General features: G+C 65.4%; 14 protein-coding genes. 8 read left to right on the top strand and 6 right to left on the bottom strand.

Features of this window, described 5'->3' with window-relative positions:
* The first annotated feature begins 103 nt into the window (after positions 1 to 103).
* On the top strand, positions 104 to 733 hold the full coding sequence (locus tag ACZ9H4_RS26435; protein ID WP_476121797.1) for a DNA-3-methyladenine glycosylase: 630 nt from the start codon (positions 104 to 106) through the stop codon (positions 731 to 733).
* A 293-nt stretch (positions 734 to 1,026) separates the two neighbouring features.
* Complete coding sequence (locus ACZ9H4_RS26430) at positions 1,027 to 1,368, top strand: DUF4148 domain-containing protein (protein ID WP_408157716.1); 342 nt, start codon at positions 1,027 to 1,029, stop codon at positions 1,366 to 1,368.
* Between the two features lie 367 nt (positions 1,369 to 1,735).
* Here the strand turns inward: ACZ9H4_RS26430 and ACZ9H4_RS26425 are convergent, their stop codons facing one another.
* Positions 1,736 to 2,179 (bottom strand): CBS domain-containing protein, encoded by a 444-nt coding sequence (locus ACZ9H4_RS26425; RefSeq protein WP_175163344.1) that lies wholly within the window; start codon positions 2,177 to 2,179, stop codon positions 1,736 to 1,738.
* Between the two features lie 278 nt (positions 2,180 to 2,457).
* On the opposite strand from ACZ9H4_RS26425, the gene ribA reads away from it, so the two are divergent.
* The gene (gene ribA, locus ACZ9H4_RS26420) at positions 2,458 to 3,108 is read left to right on the top strand and encodes a GTP cyclohydrolase II (protein WP_042328071.1); all 651 of its coding nucleotides are present in this window, start codon (positions 2,458 to 2,460) and stop codon (positions 3,106 to 3,108) included.
* Positions 3,109 to 3,298: 190 nt separating this feature from the next.
* Here ribA and ACZ9H4_RS26415 read toward each other — a convergent pair whose 3' ends face one another.
* Positions 3,299 to 3,505 carry a hypothetical protein gene (locus ACZ9H4_RS26415; protein ID WP_408148357.1) on the bottom strand — a complete coding sequence of 69 codons (207 nt, stop codon included), beginning with the start codon at positions 3,503 to 3,505 and terminating at the stop codon, positions 3,299 to 3,301.
* Positions 3,506 to 3,534: 29 nt separating this feature from the next.
* Positions 3,535 to 4,434 carry an NmrA family NAD(P)-binding protein gene (locus ACZ9H4_RS26410; protein ID WP_476121633.1) on the bottom strand — a complete coding sequence of 300 codons (900 nt, stop codon included), beginning with the start codon at positions 4,432 to 4,434 and terminating at the stop codon, positions 3,535 to 3,537.
* A 213-nt stretch (positions 4,435 to 4,647) separates the two neighbouring features.
* Between ACZ9H4_RS26410 and ACZ9H4_RS26405 the strand changes: the two genes are divergently transcribed.
* A complete protein-coding gene (locus tag ACZ9H4_RS26405) occupies positions 4,648 to 5,532 on the top strand; it encodes a helix-turn-helix domain-containing protein (protein WP_476121631.1) in 885 nt (294 codons plus the stop codon).
* 184 nt (positions 5,533 to 5,716) lie between these two features.
* On the opposite strand, the gene ACZ9H4_RS26400 is transcribed toward ACZ9H4_RS26405, so the two are convergent.
* The 3 genes from ACZ9H4_RS26400 to ACZ9H4_RS26390 all read right to left on the bottom strand — a co-directional run bounded on the left by ACZ9H4_RS26400 (position 5,717) and on the right by ACZ9H4_RS26390 (position 7,947).
* Positions 5,717 to 6,541, bottom strand: coding sequence for an anti-sigma factor family protein (locus tag ACZ9H4_RS26400; protein WP_408325916.1), 825 nt, complete (start codon positions 6,539 to 6,541; stop codon positions 5,717 to 5,719).
* Positions 6,538 to 7,056 carry a sigma-70 family RNA polymerase sigma factor gene (locus ACZ9H4_RS26395; RefSeq protein WP_408148349.1) on the bottom strand — a complete coding sequence of 173 codons (519 nt, stop codon included), beginning with the start codon at positions 7,054 to 7,056 and terminating at the stop codon, positions 6,538 to 6,540. Before ACZ9H4_RS26395 ends, ACZ9H4_RS26400 begins: the two co-directional genes overlap by 4 nt.
* Before the next feature lie 165 nt (positions 7,057 to 7,221).
* The gene (locus tag ACZ9H4_RS26390; protein WP_408148347.1) at positions 7,222 to 7,947 is read right to left on the bottom strand and encodes an anti-sigma factor family protein; all 726 of its coding nucleotides are present in this window, start codon (positions 7,945 to 7,947) and stop codon (positions 7,222 to 7,224) included.
* 305 nt (positions 7,948 to 8,252) lie between these two features.
* On the opposite strand from ACZ9H4_RS26390, the gene ACZ9H4_RS26385 reads away from it, so the two are divergent.
* The 4 genes from ACZ9H4_RS26385 (at position 8,253) to ACZ9H4_RS26370 (ending at position 14,289) form a co-directional block, all read left to right on the top strand.
* Positions 8,253 to 8,525 (top strand): DUF4148 domain-containing protein, encoded by a 273-nt coding sequence (locus ACZ9H4_RS26385; protein WP_408148345.1) that lies wholly within the window; start codon positions 8,253 to 8,255, stop codon positions 8,523 to 8,525.
* Between the two features lie 108 nt (positions 8,526 to 8,633).
* A complete protein-coding gene (locus tag ACZ9H4_RS26380; RefSeq protein WP_476121627.1) occupies positions 8,634 to 9,725 on the top strand; it encodes a catalase family peroxidase in 1,092 nt (363 codons plus the stop codon).
* Complete coding sequence (locus ACZ9H4_RS26375) at positions 9,722 to 10,261, top strand: cytochrome b (protein ID WP_476121625.1); 540 nt, start codon at positions 9,722 to 9,724, stop codon at positions 10,259 to 10,261. The genes ACZ9H4_RS26380 and ACZ9H4_RS26375 overlap by 4 nt, the downstream gene beginning before the upstream one ends.
* Positions 10,262 to 10,782: 521 nt before the next feature.
* Entirely contained in the window at positions 10,783 to 14,289 is a 3,507-nt protein-coding gene (locus ACZ9H4_RS26370; protein ID WP_476121623.1) for a DEAD/DEAH box helicase, read from the top strand.
* Positions 14,290 to 14,488 lie beyond the last annotated feature (199 nt).

The following is a 14,488-nucleotide window of genomic DNA, read 5'->3' as shown; positions in this document are numbered from 1 at the left end:
TGGCGGCGGTTTTATCCCAACCTTTGGGAATAAACCGGGAATCGCGCTTTGTGAACGCTTAAATGCTGTTATGCCGCCTGCTTCAAAATCAGGAATCGAATGCATGCGAAATGAGTTGCTGCCCATCCGGCCATTAACGCGTGACGATCTTCCGGTCGATACGATCGAACTGGCGCGCTTCATGATCGGCAAATATCTCGTCCATGATCTGCCGGAGGGGCGTATCAGCGGACGGATTGTCGAAACGGAGGCCTACCCGGTCGGCGATTCGACCAGCCATGCGTTTATCGGTCGCCGTCCGCATAACGGCGCGATGTTCCTCGCGCCCGGCCACGCCTATGTGCGTCTGACCTACGGTCTGTCGTACATGCTCAACATGTCGGCGGAAGAGCCCGAGGTCGGCGCCGGCATCCTGTTTCGCGCGATCGAACCGCTCGAAGGCCTGCCGCAGATGGAAGCGCGGCGTCCCGGCGTGCCGCTACGCGATCTCGCGCGTGGCCCCGGCCGGCTCACGATGGCGCTCGGCATCGGCCGGTCGTTCGACGGCCGCGACCTGTGTACGGGAAGTGGTCTGTGGATCGGCGTGATAGAGACAGTGGAGACACCTATCGGCGTGACGACGCGCATCGGCTTGTCACGCGAGATGCATCGGCCGCTGCGATTTTTCGAACCCGGCAGTGCGTTCGTCAGTGGCCCGAGAAAGCTGCTTCTGATGCCACATTCCGGTGCATGAAAGGCACGCGTCAATTCGACTGATGGCGCGGCGCGTCGTGGCAAAAACTGCTCAGATCAGACGTTATTTTGAAAACGTCAAACACCTCGCTTAAGGCCCGGACAATTATTACCGTAACGCGGGAATGTAAATCGCATCGTCCTGCAATTTTCGGCGCTCTTTTGCGAATCCAGCAATTATGTATCTCTAAATTAAGGGTTTTCCCTCGACGATCTGGTGACTAGACTGAAATCACTCGCTTCTCACATGGTGTGGCAAGCGATGCAATTAAAACAAGTCTGGAGGTAGTCATCATGAAATCGCTTATCAAGGCAGTCGCCATTGCAGCCGTTCTTGCCGCCCCGGTCGTTTCGTTCGCTCAATCGAGTCAGGAACCCGTGACCCGCGCGGATGTTCGCAACGAATTGATTCAGTTGGAGCGCGCAGGCTACAACCCCGCGACCACCAACGACACAAACTATCCGGCCAACATTCAGGCTGCCGAACGCCGTGTACAGGCTGAGAACCCGGCCGTCGCGCAGACCCAGCCGGTCGCCGACACGAGCGGTTACGGTGCACCGATGAGCGGTTCGTCGCAAGCGGGCGGCGTGCTCCAGCCGACGACCGGACCGAAGTCGGTGTATTTCGGCAACTAAGGTCAAGTAGCCGCGTTGAAGGGCCGGCCGCCATGGCCGGCCGATAGCGGGGCGAAGCGGGGCAGGTGCAATCGCAGCCGCCCCGCTGCCGTGGCCAGGCCGTTTGGCGTCGCAGCGGCGTGCGTCCTGTCGAGGTTCATGGGCCGCACACCATCGCGAAGTGATTCAGTTGCCGCGCGATTCACCTTTGCCGCGCTGCGCGCACCCATCGGCATGGAAGCGCGCGTGGTGCGTTTCCCCGTTCAAAGAACCTCCGCTGCCGCAAGGTAGCTTCGCCCAACCGTTGCAACGATTGGGCTTTTTTTGCGTTGTTTTACGCAACAGGAAGCGCGCTCGGAGCGTCGCGGCATTCAGCATGCCGCATGCATCAGGGCCGTTCGCCGTGAATATAGAACTCGAGCTGCTGAATGGTGAATTGCTGCTCGGCGATGATGTTCTTCACCAGGTCGCCGATCGACACCATGCCGACCAGCCGGTCATTCTCGATCACCGGCAGGTGGCGCATGCGGCGCTCGGTCATCAAGGCCATGCAGTCTTCCGTGGTCTGGTCGGGACGCACGAAGCGCACTGCCTTGCTCATGATGTCGCGCACCGGCGTGGCCTTCGACGAACGATCCATCAGCACCACTTTGCGCGCGTAGTCGCGCTCCGTGATGATGCCGGCGATGCTGTCGCCGTCCGTCACGACCAGTGCGCCGATGCTTTTTTCGGCCATCAACCGGATCGCCTCGTAGACGGAATCGTCGACGCCGATCGTGATGACACCGGTGTTGTTCGGTTTCGTTTTAAGAAGCTGGGCAACGCTTGTCATGGAGCGGCTCCGTTTCGCAGTGCAGCGCGCCGGTGCGGCGCGCTGTCGTGAGGGACAGGCCATTCCAGTATAGGCGCGACGCGGCGGCGCGGTACTCCGGGAATACCTGGGGCGCGTCGCGCGTTCAATTCGGGTAGCGTCGGCGCAGTCCGTGTTTGGCCGCGCGCCTTGCACCGCGCACGGACATCCGGGTGCGCCGTGCGGATTAGCGGTAAACTCCCAGTCCAACCCTTATCCCCGGTTTGATCGGGTTCATGTCAGCAATACTGTCCAACGCCATGCTCACGTCTCACGATCCATCGCCCGCAGCAGACGGCGCCATCAACGGCGAGTGCGTCGTTCTCGACGCCACCGCCACGCTTCCCACGCGCTACGGCACGTTCACCTCGTACGTGTTTCGCGTGTGCGAAAGCGGCGCCGAACATCTCGCGCTCGTGATGGGCGATGTCGCCAATCAGTCGTCCGTGTTGACGCGCCTGCATTCCGAGTGCCTCACGGGCGACGTGCTCGGCTCGTATCGTTGTGATTGCGGCGAGCAACTCGACCTCGCGCTGCGCTACATCGCGGCCGAAGGCTGCGGCGTGCTGCTGTATCTGCGCGGGCATGAAGGGCGGGGTATTGGCCTGTCGAACAAGATTCGCGCGTATGCGTTGCAGGAGCAGGGGCGCGACACCGTCGAGGCCAATCTCGACCTCGGCTTGCCGGACGATTCGCGCGAATACGATTCGGCCGCGGGCATTCTGCGCACGCTGAAAGTCACGTCGGTGCGCTTGATGAGCAACAATCCGGAGAAGTTCGACACGCTGTCGAAGCACGGCATTCCGGTGTGCGAGCGGGTCGCGTTGGCGATTCCGATGCGCGAGGAAAACGAGCGTTATATCCGTACGAAGCAGCTCAAGTTCGGGCATTACTTCGACGAGAATGAATAAGTGAAGGATGGTTGGCGGTTGTCTTAGGACGCTGGCCGCCGGTGTTGTAGCAGCGGATTCGTCGGGATGTTGCGTGGGTCAGATGCAATGCATTGGAGTGCGTGCCGCCGGCCGTGCGTAGCGTTTGCATTTGCGTGTGCATCGCCTGATGCAATAAGGAGCGGCACCACGCGTATCGCGCCGCCGCGCTTCAGAACAGAGCGAAATCGTCATTGCTATCGGGAATCGCGTTGAGCAGGTCTCGCAACGCGCGCCCGCCAATCCATCCGGCAAGCGTCGTCGCTATCGTCAGCCAGGGGGGTGCGGCTGGGCTCACTCGCGTCGATGAAGTGCGGCAGGCCGCCGCCTCATGCGATGCGTCGCGCAGTGATGCGCGCAGCAAAGGGCAGTTTTGCATGCTGTCTCTCCTTCAGTGGCGGTGACCGCTCAGCGCGCCGCCGCCGCGCTCGCGCCCGGCAGCAGCGCCGCCAACACCTGAGCGAGCGGCGTCGCGCCAAAGCGCCGCTCGCTGACCTCCGCTTCGACATCGATGCGGCCCGCGTTGTGCGCGTCGTACAGATCGGTGATCAGGCGCGCGTGATGATCGCCGAGCCCGGCGTGCCGCAGCACCGTGGCCCATTCGCCACGTGGCACTTCCTGCGCGACAACCGGCCGGCCCGACACTTCAGCAAGCGTGCGCGCCACGTCCAGCGCGCTGACGCGCCGATCGCCTTCAACATTCACGACACGCGGAGATGTTTGCGGAGCGGAAGTATCGAGCAGCAGTTCGGCGGCGAGCACACCCACATCCTCTGCGGCGACAGTCGGAAACAGCTTGTCCAGTGGATGATGCAAGCTCGGCAGCACGCCGTTGGCGAGCGCCATCGGCAACATGCGGGCCCAGTTGTGCATGTGCTCGGCGGCACGTAGAAACGTCAGTTGCGCGTCGATGGTGCGCAGTTGCGTTTCGAGGTAATGGAACAGTGTCGTGATGCCCGTGCGGTCGGGATGTTCCGCGCCGTAGTCGGAAAGCGCGAGCACGCGCGGCGGCGCAGCGGCCCGCACGGCGGCGACACTTGCATCGATCATCTTCCGCATCGCCGCCGCAGGATCGGCATGCGCTCGAGGCAGGGGACATAGCATCTGCACGGCATGCGCACCCTCGATCGCACGCGCCACCGACACGGCGTCGTTCAGATCGGCGACGGCGATCTCGCAGCCGATCGCCGCGAGCGGCCCGCCTTGTTCTTCGTGACGAACCACTGCGCGCACTTCGCGGCCCGCGCGACGCAAGGCCGCCGCACTCATCCAGCCCACGTGGCCGGCTGCTCCAAAAATCACGAACACGTCGCACTCCCTGAAAGATCGATCGGTATGCGGTGATCTTAGGGACGCGGCACCCGGCCTGCGCGCAGGCAAGGATGGATCCGCGCAGATTCGGATGATTGTTTTTTCCAGAAGCACGGCGCGCAACGCCTATCGAATTTCGTAGCGCGGGGCGAGACCACGAAAAACGCAGCACAATGCACGTTCGTTGTGCCGCTATCCACGAGGGACGCCATGAACGCTGTGACACCGATACCGCAACTTCGACCCCACAGTGGCTCCCGCATCGCCTTGCGCTCCAGCAAGACCCTCGGCTGGCAGGGCTTCGGCGCGGAACTGCTCAACGTGTCGGCCGGCCTGCACCGCATACCGGCGTTCAAACATCATCGGGTGGGCGTGCATGTCGGCGCACCGGTGAGGGCGCGCTGCCTGTGCAACGAACGCCGTCACGTGCGAATTCAGGCACACGGTGACGCGGATGTGATTCCGGCAGGGCTCGACGGGCAATGGAGCGACGACGCCGCCTGCACGATTTTCAGCGTGTGGATCGGCGAAGAGTTTGCGCAGCGAACCGTCGAACAACTGGCGTTGAAGCCGGGCAGCGCACAACTGCGTCCACAGTTCCAGATGCGCGACCCGCGTTTCCAGCATCTCGCATGGGCGTTACGCGCGGAGCTCGAAGCAGACGACGCTTCCGATCCGCTTTACGCCGAGAGCCTGTGCACCGCGATGGTAGTGCGTCTGATCGGCGGCGCGCCGACGCTCGACGACAGGCGGCGCACGCTCGCGCCGGGGACGGCCGCACGCGTGATCGAGTTTATCGACGCGCACCTGGACCAGCGTCTCACGCTGAGCGAACTGGCCGCGCTGGCTGATCTGAGTGTGCCGCATTTCAAGGTGCTGTTCCGCGAAACGCTTGGCATGCCGGTGCATCGGTACGTGGTGCAGCGGCGGGTGGAGCGCGCGAAAACGCTACTGCTTCAGGGCAAGCTCAACGCGAGTCAGATCGCGCTGGACACGGGCTTCGCGCATCAGAGTCATATGGCGCATTGGATGGGGCGCCTGCTCGGCGTCACACCGCGCGAACTGCTGTTCGCATCGCGCGACCGGACGACGTGACGCGCGCCGCGTCGTCCGAACGTGGCGGCGGACAGGCAGACTAACGACAGGCCAGCAGCACGGCACGCCGGGCTCAACGGGCTCAACCTGGCTCAACGGGCTCAACGGGCTCAACCTGGCTCAACGGGCTCAACGGGCTCAACCTGGCTCAACGGGCTCAACGGGCTCAACGGGCTCAACGGGCTCAACCGGGCGCCGCCCCCGTCAACTGCGAGTACACGTCGTGCGAGAGCTGCAACAACTGCTTGCGATCGATCCCGCCCGACACCGCGTAGCCAAAATCGCCGTCGACCCAGTAAAACACGTTCACCGGCCCGGACTGATACAACTGGAACGCGGTGGTGTTCGAGTTCACCTTGCGATGCGAGATGCACAGCGTGACGCGCTCACCGTTCGGTCCGCGATACATGAATTGCGCGGTGGGCCCATCGGCGCCGGGCAACAGGCGGCCGCCCGACAGGTTGAAGCCGCTCTTCGACAGCACCGGCGGATGCACGTTGGTGCCGAGCCGGTCGGCGAGCCACTGCACGAAATCCTGTTCGTGATCGGCGCTCATTTCGCTCGGCCGGTCGATCGCCGGCATGTAGACCACGTGCGCGAGCGCCGCTTGCCGCGCGAACATTTCGGTGCTGTCCGCGCTCACCGGACGCGTGTCCGAGCGACCCATCGCCACCGGCCCGACGACGTCCTGCCCCATGTGCGTGCCGAAGCCGATGCCGATTCCCAACACCAGCGCCGCCGCCATGCCGGCGAACTGCGGCCAGTTGGCGGCAATGCGCGAGCGGCGCGGCGCGCTCGCTTGCAGGCGCTTCGGCACGGGCTCGCTGAGTACGCGGTCATAGCGCTCATGGAACATGTTGTTCAGCGAAAAATAATCGCTGACGCGCGCGGTCAGCTCGGGGTTCTGTTCGAGCGCGCGCTCCACGTCGGCACGGCGTTCGTCGGACAGCGTGCCGTCCACGTACGCGTGCAGGTCTTCTTCGCCAATCGGCATCTGTTGGTCGCTCATCGCACCACCTGTAATTTCGCACCGGGCTGCGCGCCCGCCATCAATGCCCGAAGCCGCTCGCGTCCGCGTGACAGCCGCGACATCACCGTGCCGATCGGGATGTTCAGCGCGAGCGCGACGTCGGCATAGCTCATTTCCTCCAGACCGACCAGCAGCACGACTTCGCGCTGCTCCATCGGCAGACGCTGCAATGCGTAGTCGAGGTCGCGCATTTCCAGCGAACGGGTCTGCTCGGACGGCACCGCGAATTCGCTTTCGGCGACGCTGTCGTCATCGACGGCCACGTGCACGGCGCGCGCCGACGCCTTGCGCGCCTGATTGGCGAACACGTTGTGCATGATCGTGAAGAGCCACGCGCGCAGGTCGGTGCCGGGCTGGAACATGCCGGTGCGGCCGAGCGCGCGTTCGAGCGTGTCCTGCACGAGGTCGTCGGCGAGATCGCGATTGTTGATCAGCGCTCGCGCATAGCGTCGCAAGCGCGGCACATGCTCCATCAACTCGTCACGCACATCCATTTTTGATCCCGATGGTGGGTCCGATCGCGGTTCCGGTGAAGGGGCTTCGATCGGGCATAGGGCCGGCGGCTGTCGCGTGGACTGCCAGGCGCATTCGAATGGCAAACACGGGTGAGTGCATTTTATTCCCCTACAGTGCCCGAAAGTCGTGGCGCGCCGCCGGAATCATCGCGCGGTCATCACGTCGGCGGCGCGCATCAGTCCGTGGGTGCGGGCGTCGCCCGCCACCACGAAGCGCTGGCGCTGCGCGGTCCAGCTCAGCAGCCGGATCTCGCCGATGCGGCGCGCGGACCACTGCGGCTGCGCCGGTGCGAGCAGCGCGAGCGTCGATACCACCACCACCGGCTGGTTGTCGCCGTTCAGATAGATGAACTCGCTGGCGCGCTGCAATGGGCCAAGCGAGAGCACGCGCTGCCCGACCAGCCGCAGGCCGATCGCGCCGAGGTCGGGCGCGGCCGGGTCCGCGCGGGTCGGCGACGCCGCGGAAAACGGCGTCGCCGCCGTTTCGGCCAGGGCCATCACCGCGGCGTTGTCGAGCGACTGGGCGGATACCTGGGTCGCAGCGAGCCAGCCGCTCGCGGCCGCCAGCGTCAGCGCGAACGCCACCAGTGCGTCGACCAGTTTGCGCCGGCGTCCCGCAGGGTTCACGCGCCCGAACGCGCGGCGCGATCCGTCGGCCGGGCGCGGCGCGGGCTCGTCGGGGGTGGGGAAGGTCTGCTGGATCTGCGCGTTCAGCCGGCCGTAAAACGCCACCCGCCGCGCTTCCGCCGGGTCTTTGCCGAGATAGTCGCGCAGGGAGGCCGCGCGCTCCGGCGTCAGGGTGCCGTCGGCGTAGGCCTGGATGTCGGCTTCGGAAAGCGGCGAGTCGGGAGGGACGTCGGTGGAGGTCATGGTGTCGGTGGTGGTCGGAGTGCTGCTAACGAGGGCGAACACGCGCAGGCGTGGGTTTATTCCACGCAAGCATGCCGTGTGTCATTTTTCGATGCCGTGGCGCCCGCGATGAGCGAACGGTGCGACGTCCTTTGCGCTTTCCTGCGACCGCCGGATCGCGACTCAACGCGCGTGCAAACCCCGATGCGCAGGCTTTTATTCCCCTTTCCAGATATGTTTTTCTCGCGCTGTCGATGCAGGAATAAAAGCCGCCACGCCGTGGTTCTCCCTGATGCGAACCCGCACAACACTCATTGGAGTCCATCATGAAGAAGCTCGCATTTGCCGCCTTGTCCGTCGTCGTTCTCGCTGCTTCGTCGAGCGCTTTTGCGCAAGGCAAGACACGCGCCGAGGTGTACCAGGAATTGATCGAGGCGCAGCAGAATGGCCTCGACTACATCACCGACGCATCGTATCCGGACGTCAATCCGATCTTTGCGCAACAGGTTCAGCAGCGCAAGGAAGCGCTCGCCGCGAAAGCGGCGGCGGCCAGCAGCGTGGCAAGCGGTGGCGGCGCGTCGGCAGGCAGCGCCAATTGACGTATCGGCAGCCGGCGCGCGGCTGGAACGGGCGCGCCGGTGTCGAGCGGAATAGATCGCCGCTGCGCGTGTTAGCCGGTAGGTGCATCTATCCGACAAGGAGTCCTCGTGACACAACCTCCCGTTCCCCACTCCGGGCCTGGCTGCGTGCCATGCCGGCTCGCCGCGATCGGCGCGGTCGTGCTGGCGCTGGCCGGCGGCTTCGCCTACACGGCCGGCTGGCTCACGCCGGCACGTTTGACCGCGGCGCGCGTCATCAATACGTTCGAAATGGTGGCCGGGCAGCCGCATCCGGGCTACCGGCGCAATCATGCGAAGGGCCTGTGCGTCGAAGGGTATTTCGACAGCAACGGCAACGGCGCGGCGCTGTCGCGCGCAGCCGTGTTCGCGCCGGGGCGCACGCCGGTCACAGGACGCTTCGCGGTGCCAGGCGGCAACCCGTCCGCGCCCGACACCAGTTCGCCCGTGCGCAGCCTCGCGTTGGAGTTCCAGTTGACGAATGGCGAGCAATGGCGCACCGGCATGAATTCGACGCCCGTTTTCGCGGTGCATACGCCCGCGCAGTTCTATCAGCAGCTGCTCGCCGCGCGGCCCGACCCGGCGACCGGCAAACCGGACCCGGCGAAACTCAAGGCGTTCTACGCGGCCAATCCCGAGACCGCGCCGTTCCAGAACTGGGTGAAGGCGCATCCGCCTTCGTCGAGCCTCGCGAATGCGGCGTACTACGGTATCAACGCATTCCGCTTCACCGACGGTTCCAGCACGACGCGCGCCGTGCGCTGGGCGATGGTGCCCGAGACGCCGTACGCGCCGATCACAGATGCGCAAAAGGCCGCGAAGAATTTCCTCCAGGCCGATCTCGATGAGCGTCTTGAGAACGGGCCGCTGCGCTGGCATCTGATCCTGAGCGTCGCACAGCCGGGTGACCCCACCGACGACGCCACGCTGCAATGGCCCGACGATCGGCAGCAGGTCGATGCGGGCACACTGGTGCTCGAGCGTGCCAGCTCGCAGGAAGACGGCGCGTGCCGCGACATCAATTTCGATCCGACGATCCTGCCGGCAGGCATCGCGCCATCGGACGATCCGTTGCTCGCCACGCGCTCGGCCGCGTACGCGCTGTCGTACCAGCGGCGCACGCGTGAAGAGACGTTGCATCCCGCCGTTCATCAAACCCAGACCCACGGAGATCGCTCATGAGCCCGACGCCTACCCATTTCAGTCCGCTCGCACGGCTGCTGCATTGGACGATGGCGCCGCTGATCGTCGCGATGCTGTTCATCGGCGTGGGGATGGTGGCGAGCGTCTCGCGCGCGCACAACACGCTGATCGCCATTCACAAGCCGCTCGGCATTGCGTTGCTGCTGCTGGTGGTGCTGCGCGTGGGCGTGCGTCTCACTCGCGGCAGCCCGCCGCTGCCCGCCGACATGGCGATGCCGCAGCGTGTCGCGGCCAAGGCCTCGCATCTCGTGCTGTATGCGCTGATGGCGGCGATGCCGTTGATCGGCTGGGCGATGCTGTCCGCGGCGGGGTATCCGGTCACGCTATACGGACCGCTGCATTTGCCGCCGATCGCGCCACATAACGTCGAGTTGTTCGCGGTGCTGCGTGCGTTGCATACGTGGCTGGCGTTCGCGCTGTTTGCGACTGTGTTGCTGCATCTGGCCGCTGCGCTGTTTCATGGGTTGATTCGGCGGGATGGGGTGTTTTCGAGTATGGCGCGTGGGGGGCGATAGTGGTTTGTGGCAGGGGCTTGCGGATGCGTGGGGCCGGGCTGCTGGAAGATGGCGGGTGATATGGGGCGCGCCGGGTATGGCGCTCTGAGATACGGCCTTCGCTACGCGTTGCGGGTTGGCTCGCCGGGCAATTCCGGCGTGCCCCGGGCGATGGCCTGATGCTCCGCACCTCCGAGGTCCCGGGCGGGAAGCCGGAACCCGGAATCTGAACGCCTCTTGTCCGAAGCCTTGAGCCCGAAGCCCGAAGCCCGAAGCCCGAAGCCCGAAGCCCGAAGCCCGAAGCCCGAAGCCCGAAGCCCTCAGCCCTCAGCCCGCAGCCCTCAGCCCTCAGCCCTCAGCCCCCAGCCCCCAGCCCCAACTCCGCCCCCACAGCCAATCCCCTCCAACGCGTAAAATGGCCGGCTATCACAGGCAATCGCAGCCGCACGGAACATCGCCGACACCCGCATGGACGCACCCTCCGGCGAGCCTCACGATCCACGGGCGATTGCCTCGGCCGGCTTGAATAGGAATGGACGCTGATGTCGTCAGTTTTCTTTGATCGGGAACGGATTGCGGAATGGCTCGGTGATCGGACCGTGGCCAAAGCGCGCTCGGTGGGCCTGGTCTCACATGTGCAGTGGCAGGGCGCCACGCTCAGCGGCGACGTCCAGGGCACGCAGCCGCTGCCGTACCGAACGCGGGTGCGATTTCGCACCGATGGCGGTTCGCCGTGGGCGCAAAGCGACTGCACCTGCCCCGTCGGCCGCGACTGCAAGCACGTCGCCGCGCTGCTGCTCGCCGAACTCGAGTATCACGACGAGATGGATCACATCATCGACGTCGAGCCGAATGAAAGGCCGAACGAAGGGGCGGACGACGGCGAGCCGCCACACAGCCAGTCGCAGGAGTCGCTCCCGAACCTCGCCCGGCCAGCCGGCGTGCGCCCCGAACTGGTGAGCTGGCTCGAGCGTTTCCGCGCCCGCGCCGAAGCGGCCGACGCGATCACGCAAAAAGCGGGCGCCGCGCCCACCCAGACGCTCGCGTACCGGCTGAACTGGTCGAAATTCCATATGCGCCACGAGGTCGTGCTGTACCGCGCGCGCTGCAATCCGGACGGCATGGTTGTCGAAGTCGACGAACCTTGGGACAACGTGGAAGCCGCGCTGCTCAAGCAACCGAAATTCGTCTCCGACGAAGACCTGTCGATCCTGCGCGGCCTCTGGCTCGGCCGCTCGCGCGAGGATTTCGGCCAGTTCATCCTGCGCGGCACGAACGGCGCGGAGATGCTGCAGAAGCTGATCGCGACGGGACGCCTGTTCTTCGACTTCGAAGCGGCGCCGGGCAGCGCGGGACCGGTGCCGCTGTCGCGTGCCGCCGACCGCCCCGGCCGGATCGAATGGGAGCCGCTCGCCGACCAGCGTCTGCGGCCCGTGCTGCGCACCGAACCGCGCGCGTCGATGGTCCTGCCGACCGAGCCGGTCTGGTACGTGGACGGCGTCGCCAACGAAGCGGGTATCGTGCAGTCGTCGCTGCCGTTCCAGCAGTTGCCCGACTACCTCGCGATGCCGCCGATCTCGCTGGCCGAAGCGCCGCTCGTCGCATCGGTGCTGCGCGAGATCGCGCCCGGCTTGCCGCTGCCGCCCGCCCATGACGCGTCCGCGATCCGGGTGATCGACGTCGAGCCCGTGCCGGTGCTCACGCTCAACAGCCACGTGCTGCCGTCCGCGACGAAGGGCGAGCAGCGCAAACCCCAGGCGGTCGAACTGGCCGGCGTGAGCTTCGACTACGACGGCGTGAGCATCAACGTCGACAGCAGCGTCACACTGGTGCCGATGCCGGGCGGCGATGTGATCCATATTCGCCGGCGCTACGAGGCCGAGAAAAAGCGTCTGCTCGAACTGCGCAAGACCGGCCTGCAGAAAGTCCCGACCAGCCGGGTCTACGCGTCGCGGCTGTTGCCCGACACGATGCTCGGCCTGTCCGACGCCGACGCGTGGTCCGCCTTCGTCAACGACGCCGTGCCGGAACTCGTGCGGCAAGGCTGGCGCGTGACGATGGCGCCGGCGTTCCGCTACAACGTGATCGAGATCGATGCGATCGACGGCACTGCGCATCAGGCCGGCGACGGCTGGTTCGATCTGGAGATGGGCATCCGCATCGGCGAGCGCAACGTGCGGCTCGAACCGCTGCTCGCCGATCTGTTCCGGCGCGACCGGCGCTGGTTGAACGGCGGGCTCGACAGCATCGCCGACCATGAGCCGATCGAACTGAAGACGGAAGAAAACAAGCGGCTGCGCCTGCGCGCCGATCGTCTGAAGCCGGTGGTGCGGGTGCTCGTCGATCTGTTCGATTCGCTCGGTGGCACGCTGGCCGAAGGCGCGCCGCTGCGCGTGCCGTCGGTCGACGCCGGCCGCCTGGAGGCGTTGAACGACACCGGCCGCTGGCAATTCCGCGGCGACGATTCGATCCGTCAGCTCGCGCGGCGTCTGCAAGCCGGCCCAGGCCTGCGCGAAGTGCCGGTACCGCGCGGTCTGAAGGCGGAGCTGCGCACATATCAGCAGCAAGGCCTTAACTGGATGCAGTTTCTGCGCGAACAGGATCTGGCCGGCGTGCTCGCCGACGACATGGGGCTCGGCAAGACCGTGCAGACGCTCGCGCACATTCTTGCGGAGAAGGAAGCGGGGCGTCTGAGCCGCCCCGCGCTGATCGTCGTGCCGACCACGCTCGTGCATAACTGGCGCGAGGAAGCGCGGCGCTTCGCTCCCGGGTTGAAGGTGCTGGTGTTGAACGGCCCGCAGCGCAAGGAGCGCTTCGAGCAGATCGGCGAACACGAACTGATCCTGACGACCTACGCGTTGCTATGGCGCGATCAGAAGGTGCTGGCCGAACACGAGTATCACCTGCTGATTCTCGACGAGGCGCAATACGTGAAGAACGCGACCACCAAAGCCGCGCAGGCGATTCGCGGTTTGCGCGCCCGGCATCGGCTGTGCCTGACGGGCACGCCGCTGGAGAATCATCTCGGCGAGTTGTGGTCGCAGTTCGATTTTTTGCTGCCGGGGTTCCTCGGCACTCAGAAAGACTTCACGCGGCGCTGGCGCAATCCGATCGAGAAGAACGGCGACGGTGTGCGGCGCGCGCTGCTGGCGCGCCGCATCCGGCCGTTCATGCTGCGCCGCCGCAAGGACGAGGTCGCGAAGGAACTGCCGGCCAAGACCACCATCGTGTGTTCGGTCGATCTGGAGGGCGCGCAGCGCGATCTCTACGAAACGGTGCGCACGGCGATGCAGGAGAAAGTGCGCGCGGCGGTCAGCGCACAGGGGCTCGCGCGCAGTCACATCATCGTGCTGGATGCGTTGCTGAAGCTGCGTCAGGTCTGTTGCGATCCGCGGCTCGTCAGGATGTTGCGGGCAAATGGTGCGGCGCAGCAGGGGGACGATTCGGCGGCTGGAAATTCCGCCAGGCCGGACAGGGAGAAAGTCGAGAAGGTTGAAAAGGGCGCGCGCGCCGTGCGCTCGGCCAAGCTCGATTTGCTGCTGTCGATGTTGCCGGAGCTGATCGAGGAAGGGCGTCGCGTGCTGCTGTTTTCGCAGTTCACCGGCATGTTGTCGCTGATCGCCGCGGCGCTCGACGAAGCCGCGATTCCCTATGTGCTCCTGACCGGCGATACGGCCGATCGCATCACACCCGTCGAACGGTTCCAGCAGGGTGAGGTGCCGCTGTTCCTGATCAGCCTCAAGGCGGGCGGCGTCGGCCTGAACCTCACGGCCGCCGACACGGTGATCCACTACGACCCGTGGTGGAATCCGGCCGCCGAGAACCAGGCGACCGACCGCGCGCATCGGCTCGGGCAGGACAAGCCGGTGTTCGTCTACAAGCTGATTGCCGCGGGCAGCATCGAGGAAAAGATCGTCGAGTTGCAGGAGCAGAAGGCGGGGCTCGCCGACAGCATCCTGTCAGAAGACGCGGCGGGCGCCGCCAAGTTTTCGGACGACGACCTCGACGCGCTGTTCGCGCCAATGCCGGAGATCGAAGGCGGGAGGTGATTGTCGTTGGACGCCTGGGTGTGCTGGAGTGGCACTGTCGCGCGATACATCGCAAAAGCGGGCAAGTGAGGGCCCTGATCCCGGGCGCGTGATCTGTTCTGTGCGGCGTCGGCCTCGATCGGCAGGCGCCGCCTTTTTTGCGCACCCACGCCGCTTCAACCTCAACGCCGGGTTTTATTGGACCGCATTGCTATCTCAA

The sequence above is a fragment of the Paraburkholderia sp. TE9906 genome (genome assembly GCF_056279605.1).
The sequence above is the reverse complement of the archived record's forward strand: the minus strand, read 5'-3'. Positions and strand labels throughout refer to the sequence as shown.

Bases quoted from the DNA above. Each gene is read 5' to 3' on its own strand.
- ACZ9H4_RS26435 (WP_476121797.1), top strand. From the start codon at position 104: ATGCGAAATGAGTTGCTGCCCATCCGGCCATTAACGCGTGACGATCTT.
- ACZ9H4_RS26430 (WP_408157716.1), top strand. From the start codon at position 1,027: ATGAAATCGCTTATCAAGGCAGTCGCCATTGCAGCCGTTCTTGCCGCC.
- ACZ9H4_RS26425 (WP_175163344.1), bottom strand. From the start codon at position 2,179: ATGACAAGCGTTGCCCAGCTTCTTAAAACGAAACCGAACAACACCGGT.
- ribA (WP_042328071.1), top strand. From the start codon at position 2,458: ATGCTCACGTCTCACGATCCATCGCCCGCAGCAGACGGCGCCATCAAC.
- ACZ9H4_RS26415 (WP_408148357.1), bottom strand. From the start codon at position 3,505: ATGCAAAACTGCCCTTTGCTGCGCGCATCACTGCGCGACGCATCGCAT.
- ACZ9H4_RS26405 (WP_476121631.1), top strand. From the start codon at position 4,648: ATGAACGCTGTGACACCGATACCGCAACTTCGACCCCACAGTGGCTCC.
- ACZ9H4_RS26400 (WP_408325916.1), bottom strand. From the start codon at position 6,541: ATGAGCGACCAACAGATGCCGATTGGCGAAGAAGACCTGCACGCGTAC.
- ACZ9H4_RS26395 (WP_408148349.1), bottom strand. From the start codon at position 7,056: ATGGATGTGCGTGACGAGTTGATGGAGCATGTGCCGCGCTTGCGACGC.
- ACZ9H4_RS26390 (WP_408148347.1), bottom strand. From the start codon at position 7,947: ATGACCTCCACCGACGTCCCTCCCGACTCGCCGCTTTCCGAAGCCGAC.
- ACZ9H4_RS26385 (WP_408148345.1), top strand. From the start codon at position 8,253: ATGAAGAAGCTCGCATTTGCCGCCTTGTCCGTCGTCGTTCTCGCTGCT.
- ACZ9H4_RS26375 (WP_476121625.1), top strand. From the start codon at position 9,722: ATGAGCCCGACGCCTACCCATTTCAGTCCGCTCGCACGGCTGCTGCAT.
- ACZ9H4_RS26370 (WP_476121623.1), top strand. From the start codon at position 10,783: ATGTCGTCAGTTTTCTTTGATCGGGAACGGATTGCGGAATGGCTCGGT.